The sequence below is a fragment of the Ruegeria sp. CDSB022 genome (assembly GCF_059611145.1).
Genome location: NZ_JBXWOZ010000001.1, coordinates 883,644 through 902,214, shown reverse-complemented (window position 1 = coordinate 902,214; position 18,571 = coordinate 883,644). Strand labels below are relative to the sequence as shown.

The window sequence follows — 18,571 nt, the reverse complement described above, 5'->3', positions numbered from 1 at the left end:
GCGCCTTTTGGGGCGCTGGCGAATGGCGGGATCATCCCGCCGTCATTCGAAAGGCTTCACGCTCGATTTCCATGAAAACCCGACCCGCGGTGCCGACCGAGGCATAGAAAACCGAGTTTTCCGCGGCTTCCAAATCTGAATAGAAATGTGCGGCCCAGGGACCGATATGCTTGTTCCAGAACGCTTTTTGATCTTCCAGCGAGGCGGGCGCGCCAAAGCGTCCGACGATCATGCCCGCCATCATCTCCATCAACGAGGCGATATTGTCTTCGGGTTCAAACACGTTCTGCGCCCGTGTGATCTGACGAACCGCCATGTCGTTGCGCAGTTGCGCCAGCGGTTTTTCGTTCAGGAAACCAGTCAGGTAGAAACTGGCATAGGGCAGCAGTTCTCCGCGTCCTAGCCCGATGAACAGGGCATTGAATTCGCGTTCGGCAGCCGCGGGTTTGGTCACCTTGGCGACCCGCGACATGGCCTTGATAGCCTGACCCAGATCGGTTTCATCGCCGGTCAGACCAGTAACCTGAGACAGCAGCATCTGATCCGGAGGCGCCGCAAGCAGCAGCCCAAGGAAGTTATAGAAATCCGCGCGCAGACGATCCTCGGCTGAGACGTCCAGGTTTTGCGCGTTGCTTGCGGTCATACGGTTATCCTTCGTATTCAAACTTCATGCGGCGTGGGGCAGGCGTAAGCTCTGCCTCTTCCGGGTCGTCGATTTCAGAAATCACTACAGGCTCTGACGATTGCATCTCGGTTACCTCGGGCAACTCAGGCTCTTGCGTGGTTTCTTCAACCTCAGGGATCTGGTCAGTGTCTTCCTCTTCGGTCTGAGCGGCCAAAGCCTCGATATGGGCCAGCATTCCCTTGCCGACCTGATAGGCGGTCTGGATATTTTCGATCACGCAGGCGGCGTCGGTATAGTCCTCGCCGTAGTCCACCAGCCCATCGACATTGGCCAGAACCGGGTTCAGACGCCAGAGCTGCCGAAGGGCGCGGCGGCGCAACCGGTCAGGAACTGCCTTGGCCATAAAGCCCGATACGTCGTCACCAACTTGCAACTGATCAGGATCGGGCAAATTGAATTCTGCCAGAATTTCAGCGTCAGTCTTTTCTTCCAGCTCGCCCCGCTGTTCAGCGAAAGCCTGTTCTTGTGCTGCTACAACCTCGGCTTTGGCCTCAGCCTGAACGGCGGCTTTGCGGCGCGACCAGAAATCGCGGGTTTCTGTCATTGCACAATCCTCCGCGGGGCGCGGAAAACATCCGAGTCTTGCCGGATGCGTACATCCCCTTTGCCGTCCTCAACCAGATCGGTGCGTTTCTTATCACGGCGGCGCTTGACGAAGACTTCGTTGCGATGATGCTCCAGTGCGAAATCACGTACCCAAGCGATCAGCCCATCAGTCATTGGGATTTTCTCGACAAGCTCTTCGCCGGTATCGGCGTAGTCCTGTCCTTCGAAGGGTGAGGCGGTCACCAGCACCGCGTCCATCGGCTGTGTTCCATCCAGCGCATCGCGCAGGACCAGATAGATCGAGGGTTGCCCGTCCGACAGGTTGACCATGTAGGCTTCGGCCTCATCTGACCAAAGGGTCAGGGGTAGGGTGGCCGCGTGGTACTCGACCGCTTCACCCTCGCGCCGCATCTCCAGCCAATCGGCCGGTCCAGCGCCGGGCAGCACGGCGACGGCGCGCCAGTTCCATTGCGCCCAGCGTGTAACCCCGGGTGTTTTGCGCACGACGACGCCGATTGGCATTTCAATCTGGCTGGCGGCCTTGGCCACTAAGTCCTCCCTGGAAAGCTCTCCCCTGCCTTCCTCAGGGTCTACTATGGTACACAAAGTAGCTTCCTGCCAAGTCCTTGGGTGGTCGAATATGCACCCTTCACCGATTGTTTACGGTCCTCGCGGCTCTTATCGGGCTTTGTTCCGGCGATCCGACCCCCACGGGCATTGCTACTTTCTTCAGAGGTTCTAAGCTTACCTTGGACTGGGGAGGACATCCGGGGGAGGTTATGGGAACAAGATTGCTGCTATGTGACTGCGCGGGATCGCAAGTCGTTGACGCCGAGAAAATATCGTCAGCCTGCGACGTCGCCTGTTCCAGAATTCACACCGCATTATGTACGAAAGAACTGGAAAGCGTCGCACAGCCGCTGCAAGAGGGCAAAGTCGTAATAGCCTGTACACAAGAGCAGGATGTTTTTCTGGCATTGGCCGATGAGTTAGGTGTCGAGGTGCCAGGGTTTGTCGATCTTCGCGATCGTGCTGGGTGGTCTGAACAAGGGCAGGATGCTGCCCCCAAAATGGCCGCGCTGGCTGCTGAGGCGGTGTTGCCTCAGCCGATCACACCCAGTGTCGATGTGGTCAGCGAAGGGACGTGTTTCATCGTCGGGCCCGGCGCGCTGAGCTTTGAAGTGGCAGAACGCCTGTCGGACCAGTTGGCCGTGACGGTCTTGGCTACTGATGACATGGACCCCATGTCGCGCAGCTTTGATGTGGTGCGCGGGCGCGTTCGTACTGTGAAAGGTGCGCTGGGCGGGTTTTCGATAAAGCTGGATGCGTTGCAACAGCTTGAACCCGGTGGGCGCGGGGCCTTTGGCTGGACCGAACCGCGCGATGGGGCGAACTCCTCATGCGATATGGTTGTGGATCTGACCGGCGGCACGCCTCTGGTTCAGGCCCCAGCCAAGCGCGAAGGGTATTTGCGAGCTGATCCCAAAGATGCGGTCGCTGTCGAACGGCTGGCGTTTGAGGCCATGCAACTGGTCGGGACATTTGAAAAGCCTCTCTATGTCCGGTTGGAAGAATCCCTCTGTGCGCATTCCCGTGCCGAACAGGTCGGGTGTACGAATTGCCTGGATATCTGCCCGACGGGGGCGATCACCCCTGCGGGCGAACATGTAGCCATCGACCCTATGGTTTGCGCAGGGTGCGGAGAATGCGCGGCGGTTTGCCCATCTACCGCGATAACTTACGAGGATCCGCCCGTTTCTGCGCTGCTGTCACGGATGCACATTCTGTCGCGCACCTACCGGCGTGCAGGCGGGCAAGCACCCCGGCTGTTGGTGCATGACGCGCATGGGGCCGAAATGATCCGCCTGTCCGCCCGTTTCGGACGCGGGATTCCAGCGGATGTGATCCCGCTGGAGCTGAACGTGATCTCGGGCTTTGGCCATGCCGAGATGCTGGCCGCGCTGGCGCATGGGTTTGCGCGGGTTGATGTGCTGCTAGCCCCAACAACCGAAAGGGATGCCTTGGACCGCGAACTGGCGCTGGCGCAGGCGATCGCTGGCGCGGGCGGTCTGGCACTGATCGATGAGGCTGATCCCGATGCGCTGTCCGACCTGCTATATGCGCAGGAGGTGCCGCCCCCCTTGGCCGACCCGGTTCTGCCGCTGGGAAATCGCAGGCAGATTACGCGACTGGCCGCACAGGCGCTGAACCCGCAGGCCGCAGCCCCGTTGCCCTTGCCCGAGAATGCACCCTATGGGGCCATCGCGGTGGATACGGACGCCTGTACATTGTGCCTCAGCTGCGTGTCCCTTTGTCCGTCAGGCGCTTTGGCCGACAACCCGGATATGCCGCAGCTGAACTTTCAACAGGATGCCTGTCTGCAATGTGGTCTGTGCCGGACAATCTGTCCCGAGAATGCAATAACTCTGGTTCCGCAACTGGATTTAAGTGATGCGGCCCTGTCTCAGGACGTGTTGAACGAAGAAGATCCTTTTGCATGTGTGGAATGCGGTGCTCTCTTTGGTGTCAAATCGACCGTCGAACGTATCATGGAAAAGTTGTCTGGTACGCATCCGATGTTTGCGACATCCGAGCAGGCGCGCATGATCCAGATGTGTGACAACTGTCGCGTGAACGCGCAGTTCCAACACAAGGACAACCCGTTTCAGTCAAACCCGAAACCCAAAGTCGTCACGACCGAGGACTATTTCTCGAAAAGAAAGGATCATTGAAGCTGTAGCGGCGCGCCCAGATCTGCTGCCTTGATGGCCGAGACAAAGGCCAGAATGGCCTCTAACTCCTCTAGCGTCATCTCGACCGGGTGGATTGGAGGGGGACGCAGAGGATCGAAGGGTGGGGTTATGTCCTCAATCTGTGTGAAAGCGGGATGAGGGTTCAGGGCAAAGAAGGCCTCGAACCGTTCGGACCAGTCCGGCATAGCCCGCAGCACGGCGAAAGAGGGGGTGGAGCCAAGCCCGTTCATTCGGTTCTCTGGACCGATCACATGGCACCGCCCGCAATGGGTCATCGACAATTCCGCACCCAGGACAGCGTCGCCTTCGATCTTCGGACCCTCTGTTGCGGCTTCGACAGTGAAACTGGCCGAATAGGACGGGCCGCTATCGGGGCTAAAGCTTTCAACGGTGCGTTTGCCGATGTCAGAAAGCAGCCACTCCCGAAACCGAATCTGCCTTGGGTCGTCCACAATGCGCAGGTGATAGGTGACGCCATGACGCTCGAATACCGGATCACCTGGCGGTGAACCGCCCAAAGCCATAGCGCCGGAATCGTCTGCAACGACGCGTATCCCGGTCTTGAGAGAAAAACGCGGAAGAATATGTTGCAACAGACCAGAGTCTGTAACCTCATCCGGGGCGGCAAGCCCCAGCGCCTCTTGCGACCAAGAGGGGGTAGCAGAGAGCAGCAAGCTCAGGCAAAAGAAGGTAACCCGCATAAAGGCAGCTTATCGGCCTGCGCCCGAATGCGTCAAATGAACGAAAAAAAGACGGAGACACATGCAATGAAACGTATCCCAACGACCGGGCAAACCAAAAGGGTAATGGCATGAGTGTTCGTGACGCGGTTCTGGCGAACCTGAAGAAAATCACCGATCCGGTTTCAGGCCAGGATATCGTCAGCGCCGGAGTTGTCCGCGCGTTGAATGTCGATGGCGATACAGTGCGCTTTGTGCTTGAGATTGATCCGAAACAGGCAGAGCGGATGGAGCCGGTGCGCGCCGCCGCCGAGCAGGCTGCGCAGTTGGTGGAGGGGGTCGACAAGGTTTCCGCCATGATGACTGCGCATTCCGAAAAGGCCCCGCCTGAACTGAAGCCCAAGCCGAAACCATCTCAGACAGGTCCGCAGGCCGTTCCGGGTGTCGATCGGATCATCGCCGTTGCATCCGGTAAGGGCGGAGTCGGTAAATCCACCGTATCCGCAAATCTGGCTTGTGCTTTGGCTGCAGAAGGGCGGCGTGTCGGGTTGTTGGATGCTGATGTCTATGGCCCTTCACAGCCTCGGATGCTGGGTGTCTCTGGCCGCCCGGCCAGCCCGGATGGCAAAACGATCCTGCCGCTGCGCAATCATGGCGTCACGATGATGTCGATGGGACTGATGACCAACGAAGGGCAGGCGGTCGTCTGGCGTGGTCCGATGCTGATGGGCGCGCTTCAGCAGATGATGGGGCAGGTTCAGTGGGGAGCATTGGATGTATTGATTGTCGACCTACCGCCGGGCACCGGCGATGTGCAACTGACGCTCAGCCAGAAGTTCAAGGTGGACGGGGCCATCGTGGTGTCGACCCCGCAGGACGTGGCCCTGATCGACGCGCGCAAAGGGATCGATATGTTCAATCAGCTCAAGACGCCGATTATTGGAATGATCGAGAATATGTCGACCCATATCTGTTCGAATTGCGGGCATGAGGAACATGTGTTCGGCCATGGCGGCGTCGCCGCCGAGGCCGAGGCGCTGGGCATTCCGCTGCTTGGTGAGATTCCGCTGCATCTGGATATCCGGGTTGCGGCGGATGGGGGCGCGCCCATCGTTGTCAGCAAGCCGGACAGCGCACAGGCCGAAGCTTTCCGCAAGATTGCCCGCGACATGATCACCAAGGGCAATGCATGACCCAGCCGGTCTTTCCTCCGTTGCTGACTGGACATGGCGTTCAGGGCGGGGAAGACCCGTTCGAACGCGCCCAGGCGATGGCAGCGCTGGGCTGTGATGCCGGAACGGTGGTCTACAACATTCAGGCCAACCGTTTGCGCGTTGCCATTGTATTTGCACCTGAGGTTCCATTGCAGGATGCCATGGTGATGTTGCCGCTTTGCGGAGTTGGGTTTCAGAATGCGCTGGGCGCTCTGGCCCCGCCCGAGGTTGCCGTTCATCTGGACTGGGGTGGCCCTATCTGTGTGAATGGTGCGACCTGCGGCAAGTTTCAGGTTGCTGCGTCGACTTCAGATCCTCAGATTGAGCCTGACTGGTTGATTGTCGGCTGGGAGCTGGCCTTGATACAGACCAGCACTGCGCCAGGCCAGACCCCGGATATCACAGCGCTCTATGATGAAGGGTGTGCCGAGGTCCAGCCTGTCCAGCTGATTGAAAGCTGGTCACGCCATATGCTGACCTGGCTCAACCGTTGGCAAGAAGACGGCAACGCGCCGTTGCACAGCGAATGGTTGGGTTTGTTGCGTGGTGTTGGCGAACCCTTCGGCGAGATCGGGGTCTTTTTGGGCACTGATGAACGGTTTGGCATGCTTATCCGCAATGGTGCGGACACCCGCCTGCACCCGCTGACTGACTTACTGGAGAACGGATGATGAAACTGGCCCGTGCGATCCATTTCGATGAAAGCGACACGAATGTGTTTCATTCTCCGGCGCGAACGGGTGAGTGGTGCATTTCAGGCGGGTTCGAGTTTTCGAATTGGGGCGAAGGCGATTTGGAGGGTAAAGCCCGCCAGGCCTTTGCGAATGGTTGGTTAGGGGTTGAGACATTCGGCCGGGTGACCTTTGTAGCGGTGACGCAGGTTGAACAGGCCGAGATCGACCAGATTGCCCGGAATTTGGCGGAACATTTCGTGCAATTCTACGGGGCCCCATCGGTCGAGGCCGCCCTGGGTGTTGCGCAGGAAGAGATCGCGCATATGGCAGAGCTATGTGATGAACACGCCGCCAATACTCTGCTGACCGTCGCCCGCGAGCTGTCTGAAACCGGGGTGCTTGAGGCGTTTCGCATCATCACACCGCAGGAAACCCAGCTTGAGGCGCTGGCGGTCCACGGATCGCTGGACGAATAGGGCTTATAGCAGATCAGCAAAGCCGCCGAATTGACCGCGTTTGAAGATCAGGCCTTTGCCGGTGCGGTACATGGCCTGTTCGACTTCACCCACGATGATCAGATGATCCCCTGCCTCGTGCCGGGCTTGAAGCTGGCAGTCGAACCGCGCCAGACAATCCGCCAGACGAGGGCGACCACGGTGATCTGCGGCCCAGTTGGCATGTGAAAAATCCGCACCCTCGCGCGCGAATTTTAGGGCCTGTTCCTGCTGTTCCTCAGCCATCACATGGATCGAATAGTGATCGCAGTCTTTGAAAGCGTCGAACCGGTTTGAATCCTTCGCCAGGCACCACAGCACCAGCGGAGGCGTCAGCGAGACCGAGGAAAACGAATTGACCGTGATTGCGCGGGGCCCCAGCGCAGTTTCGGTGGTGACAACGGTGACGCCGGTTCCAAAACACCCCAATGCCTCGCGAAACGCGGTGCTGTTGTCCGGGGTTGGGGTGAAGGTGCGGTCCGTCATCTCACGCTCATTCTGTGGCCGCGCCTCAGGTGCCACGGCAAGTCGGGATTGTCCATGAAAAGCTGCGCCTGAGGTGCATATTTCGCCCTCAGTTCAGGTCCTCAAGCAGACGACCGTGCCGGCGGGTTGCTTCGATGACCTCGCCAAACGTATTCATCCCGCGCGCTTGCAGCATCGGAAGCATCCGAACCAGCGCCTCGGCGGTGGCAACTGCATCACCCAATGCCGTATGGCGCAGCTCATGCGGAATTGTAATGTCCAGCCGTTCGCACAGCGCGTCCAAAGTGTGCGTGTCGCTGGCGCCGAACAGGACCGCTGATAGCAGGACCGTATCCAGTACGGGATGCGTCCACTCAACTTTCATACGGTCGGCGTGGCGTCGTAGAAACGCCATATCAAAAGGTGCATTATGAGCCACGATTACAGCATTTCGCGCGAATTCGTGAAAGATACGCCCGGCTTCGGCGATTTCCGGCGCGCCTTCGACCATTCGATCCGTAATCTTGTGAACCTTGGTCGAGGCGGCAGGGATCGGCATGACCGGGTTCACCAGCATATCCAACCTTTCGCCTTCGACCATCCGTCCATTTACCACACGGACTGCGCCGATCTGGACGATCTCGTCTTTGTGCGGCAGCAGGCCTGTGGTTTCGGTGTCGAAGACAACAAAACAAAGCTCGCGCAGAGGCAATGTCTCGAATGATTGGTCGGTGGATGTGTTCAGCAAACCAAAGTCATAGACCAGAGGTCTGGCAGCCTCAGGCGCTATATTGGCGGCGCTGTCATCTAGGATTAGCATATAGCCGGAAGTTTCCCCCAGCGGTTTCATGCGGGCTGAATAGGTCTGCGCCCCATCAATGCTGGTCAGCGAACAGGATGCCTCCATCCCGGTCTTGGTCAGTTTAGCATAGGCTTTCTGCAGCGCGTCTGGCTGGAAGTAATCGAACAGTGGCGCATTCAGGCGTGGATGCGAAATCTGTGCCAGAACCTCGGCCGCCTGTCCGTCATACAAAACGAGCCTGTGAGAGGCGCTAGCCAGCAATATGGCTACAGGAATTTCAGTCAAAAGCGCCCTAAGCCTTTGCTGTTCCGCAGCCAGATGCTCGGTTTCAGCAGCGACAGCCTCTGCCACGCCCATGGTCTTGTCGGACAGTTGGTTGGCCAGACCGGCAGCCGCAGGGGCCAGGTCGCCAAGATACCGCGCGGCTTGCAGATCGAGGTCGCGGCTGACACCGGCATGCGCTCGTGCGCGCAGTTCAGCGGAAAGCCTTTCGATCGGCTTGGCGACATTATCGTCGAACAATAGCCAGACAGCGGCGATCAGGGCCAGCAGACCGAACCCGATGACGATCTCTGCAAAGATAAACGCGTCAAAAAGGGCCGGATCCGCCGCCCGCCTGTAGCTGACCCAAAGCGCAACCGAGCTGACGGCAACCCCGCCGACCGCCAGTAGGCAGAAGAACAGGAAAATCCGCAGGCGCAGGCTTAATCGGGTCAGCATGTTACACTCCGCAAGTGGCCTCGATGATCGGATCGTTGGTAGAGCCTGTTACCCAATCGGCGTTCAGCAACTGGCCGTTGTCACCAAACTCTGCCCCATCCGCCAGATTGGCGCGTTGGTTCTTGTCGCAATCCACAGCGACCGGCAATTTTGAAACCGGTGCCCAGCGACCAAAGAAATACAGTTCAACGAGGCGTTGCTCAGGCACTTGGTCATTGGTGCGCACAGATAGGGTGTCGATTGCGGCAAAACGATCAACAAAGGGCATCGCATAGGTCCAGGGACGGTACAAAGCGCGGCTTTCGACCTCTTGAATGATGATCAGACCATCTGGAAGCGTATCGCGCGTGCGGTCAAACCATGAATACTCGCTGTTGATCGTCATCCCGATCATGCCAATGCCCGCCGCGACTGGTGCGGACCAACGAGGCAGGCGTCCACCTGTCAGTTTGTTGATCACCATCACGATGCCGGCTAGGGCGACGCCTGCAAATATCGTGCCGATCAGTTCTAAGAACATGAATACTCTCCAAGGTTCCTGAGGGTTTAGCCCAGCATTCCTTTACCGTGGCCGACCGCCGATTGCATTGTTTTTACCACGACAAAGGCATCTCGCAGATGACTTCGCTCAAAGTCCGAAAGATCGGAAGGGGGCAGGAAATTGTCCGGCTTCTTGTTGCCTTTCACCAGACGGGCCTGATGGTCCAGCCGCGTTTCGGCGATCAGATCGTAAGCGTCCAGCAGGTCGCGGGTACCTGAGGGGCTGAGGACGCCTGCCGCCCCAGCTGCTTTCAGGCGGGCACGTGTATTGGCCTGGGACAGTTGCCCCTGAAGGCTGTATATCCGGGCCAGGTCAACCACAGGCACCACGCCATTATGCTTTAGATCCAGCGTGTTGCGATGCTCACCCGAGCGTACCGTGGCAAACCCGCGTAACAGGCCCAGCGGCGGCGTGTGCTTTAACGAGTTCGAGATCATATGTGCCACAAAGATTGAATTCGCTTGGGCCGCGGCCAGCGTTTCGGCCTGCAGGTCATCGAACAGGTGAAATGCGCCGCCAATGGGGCGCAGGTCGAACATGACCGAGGCCAGCATCTGCGCCTCGGGGTTTGGTTTGGCGATCCACCCGCGAAAATAATCACGCCAGACACTTACCGGTTGGCACCAGCGTGGATTTGTCGCCATCATGTCGCCCGGGCAATAAAAGTACCCACATTTATCCAGCCCGTCCGACACGATTTTTGCCAGTGCCTGGAAATATAGCAGGTCGTCATCGGTTACTTTGTCATCCAGCATCAAGCAGTTGTCCTGATCCGACACCCCGGTTTGTTCCTGTCGTCCCTGCGATCCACAGGCCAGCCATAGGTAAGGCACAGGTGGTGGTCCAAGCTGTTTTTCCGCCATTGCCAGCAAACGTCTGGTGGCTGTGTCGGCGATATCGGTAATCAGGCGCGTAACGATCTCGTGGCGATTTCCGGCAGCGACAAGCTGGACCAGAAGCTGGGGAATCTCTTCGGTCACTTCTGCCATCTGCTGCGCGGTTTGCGCATTTGCTATCCGGCGCACCAACTCGGCGGAATTGACCGCCTGATAGTGGGTCAGGTCTGTCTGGGTGACAATTCCGACCAGACGCCCAGCTTCGGATACCGGAATATGGCCGATGCCGCGCTCCATCATGATGTGAAGAACATCCGATCCGATATCCGACGGCGACAGCGTCACCGGGTTTGCCGTCATTATTGCCGATACAGGGGTATCCACAGACATCCCATCGGCAACGTATTTGCCCGAGATATCTCGTAAGGTGGCGATCCCCAAAAGAATGTCCCCCTCGGTGATGCAGAGAGAGGAAATATGTCTGTCCCTCATCATCTGCGCCGCTTCGCGAACGGTGGTAATAGGGGGGCAGGTTGCGGGGTTATGTGCCATCAGAACGTCGATAGCGCTGGTTGCAAGGCTTTGGGGGCTGGAGCGTTCCGTGCGGGTCCGATCAAAGAATTTGGCGACGATTTCATGTTCGTCAATGAGGTCTCGGATCAGGTTGGGCGGGATCACCAGAAAAACCGAGTTTGCGTGCGCCTGCGCTTTGGTCGCGGCTTTACCGTCTTTCAGTAAACCGCGTTCCCCGAAAGAATTGCGCAGCCCCAGATGAGAGACAATCGCGCCGTTCCTGTCAGTGATTTCAACCTGTCCTTCGTAAATCACGAATACGCCGGGCAGGGGCGCGCCCAGTTGATACACCGGGGATCCTTCTTCGACCTCCCAAACTTCGATCTGATCAGACAGCGTTGCCAGATCATCGGCGGGCAGGGCGTCATAAGGGTGAACGGATTTCAGAAACCGCGTGATCTCGGCTTGGGGCAGGGGCATCGGATACTCCTCGGTTTCTATTCGAAAAATCCCGCCCGGTGGAATGCCGGGCGGGAGTAGTCAGTCGAAAGACACGGCCTTTGGCAAGGTGCTCAGGGGCCGCATCTCTACTCAGTGATCCTGAGCGGCACCCGCGCCACGGGGAATGCGGACGCTTTCGACCAGATCCTTGATCTCTTGCGGGGTTTCCTTGGTCATGCCAGCCACCACATAGGCGACAGTGAAGTTGACCAATGCACCGATCGCACCGAACGAAGTCGACTTGATCGTACCCAACAGAGGATCAGCATCCGTGAACGAGTTGGTATCCGGAATGAACAACCAGCCCTTGTGCAGGAAGATGTAGACCAGGGTCACAGTCAGACCAGCCAGCATACCAGCAACCGCACCGGTGTTGTTGATGCGGGTCGAGAAGATCCCCATCATCAGCGCCGGGAAGATCGAGGCAGCTGCCAGACCAAACGCCAGGGCAACGGTCTGCGCTGCAAAACCCGGAGGGTTCAGGCCCAGATATGTCGCCACAACAATGGCCACGCCCATTGCGATCCGCGCCGACAGAAGCTCGGATTTTTCCGAAATCTGCGGGTTGATCGCGCCTTTGATCAGGTCGTGTGACACAGCGGACGAGATCGCCAGCAACAGGCCCGCAGCGGTCGACAGAGCAGCCGCAAGACCACCGGCAGCGACCAGACCGATCACCCAACCCGGCAGGTTGGCAATTTCGGGGTTGGCCAGAACCAGGATGTCACGGTTGAACTTGGTCAGCTCGTTTCCGACCCAGCCCTTCTCTTCCGCAAGCGCCTGCATGTCGGCATTCTTGTCGTTATAGTACTGGATCTTGCCGTCGCCGTTCTTGTCTTCCCAGTCCAGCAGGCCGGTTTTCTTCCATGTGGCCATCCAGTCATAACGGGCGTCGTTGTCGATATCTTCGACGGATACGGCGCCACCTTCGATGCCGCCATTTGGCCACATCATGTCACTGATGTTTAGACGGGCCATTGCGCCAACCGCAGGGGCGGTCAGGTAAAGCAGTGCGATGAACACCAGCGCCCAACCGGCAGACCAGCGGGCATCAGCCACTTTCGGCACGGTGAAGAAACGCATGATTACGTGCGGCAGACCGGCCGTACCGATCATCAGCGACAGCGTGAACAGCACCATGTTCAGCGTGTCCGAGTGGTGGGCGGTGTATTCGTTAAAGCCCAACTCGGTCACGATCGCATCCAGCTTGGTCAGCAGCGGTTCACCGCTGGCGGTATCACCAAACAGACCCAGAGCCGGAACCGGATTGCCAGTCAGTTGCAGGGAAATAAAGATGGCTGGGATTGTGTAGGCGGTGATCAGCACGCAGTACTGAGCGACCTGTGTGTAGGTCACGCCCTTCATCCCCCCAAACACCGCGTAGGCGAAAACAACGGCTGCACCAATTAACAACCCGGTGGTGTTTGACACTTCAAGGAAGCGGCCAAAAGCTACGCCAACGCCGGTCATCTGGCCGATCACGTAGGTCACAGACGCTACGATCAGACAGATCACCGCCACGATACGCGCGGTCTGGCTGTAAAAGCGGTCGCCGATGAACTCTGACACGGTGAACTTGCCGAACTTACGCAGGTAAGGGGCAAGAAGCAGCGCCAGCAGCACATAACCACCGGTCCAACCCATCAGGAAGGACGAGTTGTCATAGCCGGTAAAGGCGATGAGGCCCGCCATCGAGATGAACGAGGCTGCAGACATCCAGTCTGCCGCTGTCGCCATACCGTTGGTGACCGGGTGAACGCCGCGACCGGCGGCGTAGAATTCTGATGTGGACCCAGCACGGGCCCAGATCGCGATGCCGATGTAAAGCGCAAAGGACGCGCCCACAAACAGCAGGTTGATGGTAAACTGGTCCATAGGGTCTTACTCCTCCTCAACGCCGTATTCAGCGTCTAGCTTGTTCATCCGCCAGGCGTAGTTGAAGATCAGCAGCAGAAAGACCAAGATGGATCCCTGTTGCGCGAACCAAAAGCCGAGATCGGTTCCGCCGACGGAAATGCCGGACAGAAGTGGACGCAGCAAAATGCCGAATCCAAACGACACCAGCGCCCAGATCACCAGGCTGATGTAGATAAGACGCAGGTTGGCCTGCCAATAGCCCTTATCGGCTTCGGCAGTCTGCGCGGAGTGTGTTGATTGATCCGCCATCGCGGGTTCCTCCTTCGCTTCCTCTTTGAGCGGCCCGTTGTCCTAACCCTCCAGCGCGCGGGGCCACTTTTCGATATGCTTGATGCCAGGTGGCATCAGGCAAGACTTCTCTGGTCCGCCAGAGCGGGTCCTTTGAAGTTTTCCTTTAGGAATTCGGCCCTTATTGAGGGCGGGTCATATTCCCCTAGTTCATTGTGTCGCTGACGATCCGTTCCAGATTGCCGGCGATGTCTTCGATATTGCCCATGGCGTTCAGACCTTTCAGAACGCCATGGTCTTGGTAATAAGTGATCAGCGGCGCGGTCTGCGCGTGATAGGCAGCCAGCCGTGAGGCGACGGTTTCAGCATTGTCATCTGCGCGGCGCTTGAACTCGGTCTTGCCGCATTTGTCGCATTTGCCTTCGACTGCGGGCGTTTTGAACCGATCATGGAACCCTTCGCCACATCCGGCACATGTGTAACGGCCGGAAATACGGATCACCATTTCAGCGTCTTCAACCTCAAGACTGATGGCTGCGTTGATCTGCTGACCGGTCTCTGACAGCAGCGCGTCCAGCGCCTGTGCCTGAACCGTGGTGCGGGGGAAGCCGTCCAGAATGACGCCCTTGGCGCAGTCCGGTTCGGCCAGACGATCCCGCAGGATTGCAATTACGATATCGTCACTGACCAGATCACCCGCCTCCATGACAGCTTTGGCGGCTTTTCCGGCTTCGGTTCCCGCGGCAACTGCCGCCCGTAACAGGTCACCCGTGCTGAGTTGGACAAGCCCGAACTTGTCTTCGAGCATACGGGCCTGTGTACCCTTCCCGGCGCCCGGGGGGCCGAGAAGGATCAGTACGGTGGGTGTAGTGATCGTGGCAGCGTCCATCACATCCTCACTTGCTTGCGCGGTTTTCGATCAAGTTGTCGACCACGGACGGATCAGCCAAGGTCGATGTGTCACCGAGCGATCCAAAATCATTCTCGGCGATCTTACGCAGGATACGGCGCATGATCTTGCCCGAGCGGGTTTTTGGCAGGCCAGGAGCCCATTGGATCACATCCGGGCTGGCAATCGGTCCGATCTCGGTCCGAACCCAGGTGCGCAGCTCTTTCACAAGCTCGTCCGAGGGTTCGCGATCATTCATCAAGGTGACATAGCAATAGATGCCTTGCCCCTTGATATCATGGGGATAGCCCACAACCGCGGCCTCGGCCACGGCAGCATGTGCCACCAGAGCGCTTTCGACCTCGGCCGTACCCATGCGGTGCCCCGAGACGTTGATCACATCGTCCACACGTCCGGTGATCCAGTAATCGCCATCCTCGTCCCGGCGGCAGCCGTCACCGGTGAAGTAGTAGCCTTTGTAGTCCGAGAAATAAGTCTTCTCGAACCGTTCATGATCGCCCCAGACCGTACGCATCTGGCCGGGCCAGCTGTCCTTGATGCACAGCACGCCTTCGACGCCGTTGCCGTCGATCTCGACCCCGGATTGCGGGTCCAGAACCACAGGCTGGATGCCAAAGAACGGCTTCATGGCCGAGCCGGGCTTCATCGCGTGGGCACCGGGCAGGGGGGTCATCAGGTGACCACCGGTTTCGGTTTGCCACCAGGTGTCCACGATCGGGCAGCGCCCACCGCCGACAACGTCATTGTACCAGTTCCACGCTTCCGGGTTGATCGGCTCACCCACAGTGCCCAGCGTGCGCAGATCGCTCAGATCGCATTTCTCGACCCATTCATTGCCTTGCCCCATCAGGGCGCGCAAAGCGGTAGGGGCCGTGTAGAATTGATTGACCTTGTGCTTTTCACAGACCTGCCAAAAGCGGGATGCATCCGGATAGGTCGGAACACCTTCGAACATCAGCGTGGTCGCGCCATTGGCAAGCGGGCCATAGACAATATAGCTGTGGCCGGTCACCCAGCCGACATCGGCGGTACACCAATAGACGTCGCCTTCATGGTAATCGAAGGTGATCTCATGCGTCATTGCCGCATAGACCAGATATCCGCCGGTCGTGTGCACGACACCTTTTGGCTGACCGGTCGAACCGGAGGTATACAGAATGAACAGAGGGTCTTCGGCGTCCATTTCCGCAGGCGCGCAATAGTCATCCGCCTCGAGCGCCATCTCGTTATAGTCGTAGTCGCGCCCGTCGATCCATGTGGTCTGGCCGTTGGTACGCTTGACCACCAGGCATTTCACCGTGTCCTTGCAGTGCAGCAGGGCCGCGTCTGCGTTTGACTTCAAAGGTGTCTTACGGCCGCCGCGAGGGGCCTCATCAGCTGTAATCAGAACCTTGGCGTCGCATCCGTTGACGCGTGCAGCCAGGGCATCGGGGGAAAACCCTGCAAAAACAATCGAGTGGATTGCGCCGATACGTGCGCACGCCAGCATCGCATATGCAGCCTCGGGGATCATCGGAAGATAAATGACCACACGGTCGCCTTTGCGCACGCCCATGGAAACCAGGATATTTGCCATCCGGCAGGTACGGCGGTGCAGTTCGGCATAGGTAATGTGTTGGGCGGGTTCATTCGGGTCATCAGGTTCCCAGATGATCGCAGTCTGATCGCCGCGTGTATTCAGATGACGATCCAGGCAGTTGGCTGAAACGTTCAGAGTGCCATCCGCATACCAGTTGATCCCGACCGAGCCCAAATCATAGCTGACGTCTTTCACTTGGGTATAGGGTTTGATCCAGTCAACGCGTTTGCCCTGTTCGCCCCAGAATGCAACGGGGTCGTTTATAGAAGCCGTGTACATTTCGCCGTATTTCTTGGCATCGACATGCGCACGCGCTGAAATTTCTGCGGATGGCGGATAAACTTTGGCATCTGCCTGAGCAGCGGTTGTCATTCTGAGGTTCCTCCCTCTGGACTTAAATTCACTGGGACAATCTTGCCCGCTGAACAGGCAATGTCGACCTGTTTCCTCCCGATGCAGGATAATACGGAGATCAGAAAACAAAGAAATAAATTACAGAAATAGCAGGGTTTATTTGTTAATAAATTTCATTCCGTCTGGGGGATTTGTAAAGGAAATCGTAAGATAGTAAAAAAACATATTTAAAACAGCAATATAGATGTTAACCACATTTCAACTGTTTTCAAAGTGCTCGCCCGTGAAATTTACACATTTCATATACACCTTATGATTGTTAGCGCTGGCGGGCGGATTGCAGATTTTGGTGGGTGGTCTGGCAGGGGTTGGCACATATCGATGTTGGCGCTAGCTTTACGCTCAAGCGACCCAAAAAAGGGGGCGCATCAATGGGAGAAATCACTATGACTAAAATGTTGAGCGGTGCCGCCGTCGCCGCCCTGACTGTTGCATTCGTTACCGAAGCTGCAGCAACAGAATGGAATGCTTCGGTCTGGGGCAAACGCCGGGCCTTTACCGAACATGTCGAGAAACTGGCTGAACTGGTCAGCGAAAAAACCGGTGGCGAATTCACGATCAATGTCAGCTATGGCGGGCTGTCAAAGCCGAAAGAGAATCTGGACGGGATTGAGATCGGTGCATTCGAAATGGCGCAGTTCTGCGCAGGCTATCACCGCGACAAAAATCGGGCGATCACTGTACTTGAACTGCCGTTCCTGGGCGTGAACAATTTGGAAGAAGAGGTGGCCGTCAGCCACGCTGTATATGATCATCCCGCCGTTAAGGATGAGATGGCTCAGTGGAATGCCCGGATCATCATGACGTCGCCAATGCCCCAGTATAATATCGTTGGAACCGGTGATCCGCGCTCAACGCTTGCCGATTTTGACGGCATGCGTGTACGTGCGACTGGCGGGCTGGGCAAGGCGTTTGAGGCCGTTGGCGGTGTTCCAACATCGGTGCCCGCGACCGAGGCGTTTAATGCGATGGAATCCGGTGTTGTTGATACAGTGGCCTTTGCTCAGCACGCACATTTGTCTTTCGGCACTATCAACGAAGCCGACTGGTGGACGGCCAACCTGAACCCCGGCACTGTAAACTGTCCGGTTGTGGTCAATATCGACGCCTACGAAGCGCTGCCTGCGGAACATCGTGAAGCGCTTAACAGTTCTGTCGACGAGGCCATTGCCCATTATCTCGCCAATTACGGCGGTCTGCTGGAGCAGTGGGATGGTGTGTTGACCGAAAAAGGCGTGCAGAAAGTTCAGATCGACGAAGCCGTGCTGGAGGAATTCCGCACCAAGGCTGCTGATCCGATCCGCGAGCAGTGGATCGCTGACATGTCCGCGCAGGGTCTGCCTGCGCAGGATCTATATGATCTTGTTCAACTGACGCTGAAACAACAGCGTGGCGGGAACTGATCACGCGTTCCGGGTACCCAGCGCGGTACCCGGACACTGATTCCAATACAGAAAGGGCCAGCGGAATGGCAGGACAGGCGACGGTGCTTGCAGATGATAGCCGTCTGAGCAGGCTGGACCAGCTGCTGTTAAGGGCCGAGCGTACGCTTGCACTGATCAGCGGAATTGCCGTGTTCGGGTTAATGGTGCTGGCAGTTGTCTCGGTGAGCGGGCGCAACGCCTATAACGCGCCATTGCCGGGCTATGTCGATTGGATCGAGCAAGCCATGCCTTTGATTGCGTTTCTAGGTATCTCTTACGTACAACGCGATGGGGGCCATATCCGGATGGATATTGTCATTTCGCGGCTACACGGACGGGCTTTGTGGCTGTTCGAGTTGATTTCGGTCGTTCTCATCCTGGTGCTCATGTTGGCATTGGTCTGGGGCAGCTGGTCCCATTTCGACAGATCATTCGACTTTGGCGCACCTCTGTGGAGCCGGGACAGCTCGATCGACATTGGCATCCCGCTCTGGCCTGCCAAGTTACTGGCACCTATTGCGTTTTCGGTACTTTGCTTGCGGCTTGTGCTGCAAATCTGGGGTTATGGATGGGCCTTTGTGCTGGGCCTACAAAACCCAGTTGCGGTGCCGATGATACAGGACGCTGCTGCGCAGGCTGCCGCTGAAGCCGAACAATTCGAAGGGCAGGACTAGT

The 18,571-nt window shown here is 57.7% G+C and carries 18 protein-coding genes; 6 read left to right on the top strand and 12 right to left on the bottom strand.

Annotated elements, in window-relative coordinates:
• Positions 1 to 31: 31 nt before the first annotated feature.
• Genes AC2FIZ_RS04500 through AC2FIZ_RS04490 form a run of 3 tightly spaced genes read right to left on the bottom strand, consistent with a single transcriptional unit; the run spans position 32 to position 1,780 of the window.
• On the bottom strand, positions 32 to 643 hold the full coding sequence (locus AC2FIZ_RS04500) for a TorD/DmsD family molecular chaperone (protein WP_271946579.1): 612 nt from the start codon (positions 641 to 643) through the stop codon (positions 32 to 34).
• A gap of 4 nt (positions 644 to 647) precedes the next feature.
• Entirely contained in the window at positions 648 to 1,229 is a 582-nt protein-coding gene (locus AC2FIZ_RS04495) for a DUF3306 domain-containing protein (protein WP_281994742.1), read from the bottom strand.
• Positions 1,226 to 1,780, bottom strand: a complete 555-nt coding sequence (locus tag AC2FIZ_RS04490) for a DUF3305 domain-containing protein (RefSeq protein WP_142634353.1) — start codon at positions 1,778 to 1,780, stop codon at positions 1,226 to 1,228. Before AC2FIZ_RS04490 ends, AC2FIZ_RS04495 begins: the two co-directional genes overlap by 4 nt.
• 230 nt (positions 1,781 to 2,010) lie before the next feature.
• On the opposite strand from AC2FIZ_RS04490, the gene AC2FIZ_RS04485 reads away from it, so the two are divergent.
• Complete coding sequence (locus tag AC2FIZ_RS04485; RefSeq protein ID WP_496790646.1) at positions 2,011 to 3,963, top strand: 4Fe-4S binding protein; 1,953 nt, start codon at positions 2,011 to 2,013, stop codon at positions 3,961 to 3,963.
• Here AC2FIZ_RS04485 and AC2FIZ_RS04480 read toward each other — a convergent pair.
• Positions 3,957 to 4,685: a hypothetical protein gene (locus tag AC2FIZ_RS04480; RefSeq protein WP_496687667.1), complete on the bottom strand. Its 729-nt coding sequence runs from the start codon at positions 4,683 to 4,685 to the stop codon at positions 3,957 to 3,959. The two genes, AC2FIZ_RS04485 and AC2FIZ_RS04480, sit on opposite strands and share 7 nt — an antisense overlap.
• Before the next feature lie 110 nt (positions 4,686 to 4,795).
• On the opposite strand from AC2FIZ_RS04480, the gene AC2FIZ_RS04475 reads away from it, so the two are divergent.
• The 3 genes from AC2FIZ_RS04475 to AC2FIZ_RS04465 are packed head-to-tail and all read left to right on the top strand — an operon-like array spanning position 4,796 to position 7,028.
• Entirely contained in the window at positions 4,796 to 5,857 is a 1,062-nt protein-coding gene (locus tag AC2FIZ_RS04475) for an Mrp/NBP35 family ATP-binding protein (protein WP_142634347.1), read from the top strand.
• Complete coding sequence (locus AC2FIZ_RS04470) at positions 5,854 to 6,549, top strand: biotin/lipoate--protein ligase family protein (RefSeq protein WP_281972240.1); 696 nt, start codon at positions 5,854 to 5,856, stop codon at positions 6,547 to 6,549. Before AC2FIZ_RS04475 ends, AC2FIZ_RS04470 begins: the two co-directional genes overlap by 4 nt.
• A complete protein-coding gene (locus AC2FIZ_RS04465) occupies positions 6,549 to 7,028 on the top strand; it encodes a DUF6505 family protein (protein WP_281994741.1) in 480 nt (159 codons plus the stop codon). The genes AC2FIZ_RS04470 and AC2FIZ_RS04465 overlap by 1 nt, the downstream gene beginning before the upstream one ends.
• Before the next feature lie 3 nt (positions 7,029 to 7,031).
• On the opposite strand, the gene AC2FIZ_RS04460 is transcribed toward AC2FIZ_RS04465, so the two are convergent.
• The 8 genes from AC2FIZ_RS04460 to acs all read right to left on the bottom strand — a co-directional run bounded on the left by AC2FIZ_RS04460 (position 7,032) and on the right by acs (position 16,430).
• Positions 7,032 to 7,532, bottom strand: coding sequence for a flavin reductase family protein (locus AC2FIZ_RS04460; protein ID WP_496790645.1), 501 nt, complete (start codon positions 7,530 to 7,532; stop codon positions 7,032 to 7,034).
• 88 nt (positions 7,533 to 7,620) lie between these two features.
• On the bottom strand, positions 7,621 to 9,033 hold the full coding sequence (locus tag AC2FIZ_RS04455) for a 3'-5' exonuclease (RefSeq protein WP_271946595.1): 1,413 nt from the start codon (positions 9,031 to 9,033) through the stop codon (positions 7,621 to 7,623).
• A gap of 1 nt (position 9,034) precedes the next feature.
• Positions 9,035 to 9,553: a hypothetical protein gene (locus AC2FIZ_RS04450; protein ID WP_142634335.1), complete on the bottom strand. Its 519-nt coding sequence runs from the start codon at positions 9,551 to 9,553 to the stop codon at positions 9,035 to 9,037.
• 26 nt (positions 9,554 to 9,579) lie between these two features.
• Entirely contained in the window at positions 9,580 to 11,403 is a 1,824-nt protein-coding gene (locus tag AC2FIZ_RS04445) for a DUF294 nucleotidyltransferase-like domain-containing protein (protein WP_271946600.1), read from the bottom strand.
• A 111-nt stretch (positions 11,404 to 11,514) separates the two neighbouring features.
• Positions 11,515 to 13,299: a sodium:solute symporter family protein gene (locus AC2FIZ_RS04440; protein WP_142634331.1), complete on the bottom strand. Its 1,785-nt coding sequence runs from the start codon at positions 13,297 to 13,299 to the stop codon at positions 11,515 to 11,517.
• A 6-nt stretch (positions 13,300 to 13,305) separates the two neighbouring features.
• Positions 13,306 to 13,590: a DUF4212 domain-containing protein gene (locus tag AC2FIZ_RS04435; RefSeq protein ID WP_142634329.1), complete on the bottom strand. Its 285-nt coding sequence runs from the start codon at positions 13,588 to 13,590 to the stop codon at positions 13,306 to 13,308.
• Between the two features lie 184 nt (positions 13,591 to 13,774).
• Complete coding sequence (locus tag AC2FIZ_RS04430) at positions 13,775 to 14,458, bottom strand: adenylate kinase (RefSeq protein WP_142634327.1); 684 nt, start codon at positions 14,456 to 14,458, stop codon at positions 13,775 to 13,777.
• 7 nt (positions 14,459 to 14,465) lie between these two features.
• A complete protein-coding gene (acs, locus tag AC2FIZ_RS04425) occupies positions 14,466 to 16,430 on the bottom strand; it encodes an acetate--CoA ligase (protein WP_142634325.1) in 1,965 nt (654 codons plus the stop codon).
• A gap of 428 nt (positions 16,431 to 16,858) precedes the next feature.
• On the opposite strand from acs, the gene AC2FIZ_RS04420 reads away from it, so the two are divergent.
• Together AC2FIZ_RS04420 and AC2FIZ_RS04415 are read left to right on the top strand one after the other, a co-directional pair.
• Complete coding sequence (locus tag AC2FIZ_RS04420; RefSeq protein WP_496695146.1) at positions 16,859 to 17,875, top strand: C4-dicarboxylate TRAP transporter substrate-binding protein; 1,017 nt, start codon at positions 16,859 to 16,861, stop codon at positions 17,873 to 17,875.
• Between the two features lie 65 nt (positions 17,876 to 17,940).
• A complete protein-coding gene (locus tag AC2FIZ_RS04415; RefSeq protein ID WP_281972235.1) occupies positions 17,941 to 18,570 on the top strand; it encodes a TRAP transporter small permease subunit in 630 nt (209 codons plus the stop codon).
• Position 18,571 lies beyond the last annotated feature (1 nt).

Excerpts from the sequence above, each read along its gene's own strand:
- AC2FIZ_RS04485 (WP_496790646.1), top strand. The coding sequence starts at position 2,011 with ATGGGAACAAGATTGCTGCTATGTGACTGCGCGGGATCGCAAGTCGTT.
- AC2FIZ_RS04480 (WP_496687667.1), bottom strand. The coding sequence starts at position 4,685 with ATGCGGGTTACCTTCTTTTGCCTGAGCTTGCTGCTCTCTGCTACCCCC.
- AC2FIZ_RS04460 (WP_496790645.1), bottom strand. The coding sequence starts at position 7,532 with ATGACGGACCGCACCTTCACCCCAACCCCGGACAACAGCACCGCGTTT.
- AC2FIZ_RS04430 (WP_142634327.1), bottom strand. The coding sequence starts at position 14,458 with ATGGACGCTGCCACGATCACTACACCCACCGTACTGATCCTTCTCGGC.
- acs (WP_142634325.1), bottom strand. The coding sequence starts at position 16,430 with ATGACAACCGCTGCTCAGGCAGATGCCAAAGTTTATCCGCCATCCGCA.
- AC2FIZ_RS04470 (WP_281972240.1), top strand. The coding sequence starts at position 5,854 with ATGACCCAGCCGGTCTTTCCTCCGTTGCTGACTGGACATGGCGTTCAG.
- AC2FIZ_RS04415 (WP_281972235.1), top strand. The coding sequence starts at position 17,941 with ATGGCAGGACAGGCGACGGTGCTTGCAGATGATAGCCGTCTGAGCAGG.
- AC2FIZ_RS04475 (WP_142634347.1), top strand. The coding sequence starts at position 4,796 with ATGAGTGTTCGTGACGCGGTTCTGGCGAACCTGAAGAAAATCACCGAT.
- AC2FIZ_RS04450 (WP_142634335.1), bottom strand. The coding sequence starts at position 9,553 with ATGTTCTTAGAACTGATCGGCACGATATTTGCAGGCGTCGCCCTAGCC.
- AC2FIZ_RS04455 (WP_271946595.1), bottom strand. The coding sequence starts at position 9,033 with ATGCTGACCCGATTAAGCCTGCGCCTGCGGATTTTCCTGTTCTTCTGC.
- AC2FIZ_RS04420 (WP_496695146.1), top strand. The coding sequence starts at position 16,859 with ATGACTAAAATGTTGAGCGGTGCCGCCGTCGCCGCCCTGACTGTTGCA.
- AC2FIZ_RS04435 (WP_142634329.1), bottom strand. The coding sequence starts at position 13,590 with ATGGCGGATCAATCAACACACTCCGCGCAGACTGCCGAAGCCGATAAG.
- AC2FIZ_RS04445 (WP_271946600.1), bottom strand. The coding sequence starts at position 11,403 with ATGCCCCTGCCCCAAGCCGAGATCACGCGGTTTCTGAAATCCGTTCAC.
- AC2FIZ_RS04465 (WP_281994741.1), top strand. The coding sequence starts at position 6,549 with ATGAAACTGGCCCGTGCGATCCATTTCGATGAAAGCGACACGAATGTG.
- AC2FIZ_RS04495 (WP_281994742.1), bottom strand. The coding sequence starts at position 1,229 with ATGACAGAAACCCGCGATTTCTGGTCGCGCCGCAAAGCCGCCGTTCAG.
- AC2FIZ_RS04440 (WP_142634331.1), bottom strand. The coding sequence starts at position 13,299 with ATGGACCAGTTTACCATCAACCTGCTGTTTGTGGGCGCGTCCTTTGCG.
- AC2FIZ_RS04500 (WP_271946579.1), bottom strand. The coding sequence starts at position 643 with ATGACCGCAAGCAACGCGCAAAACCTGGACGTCTCAGCCGAGGATCGT.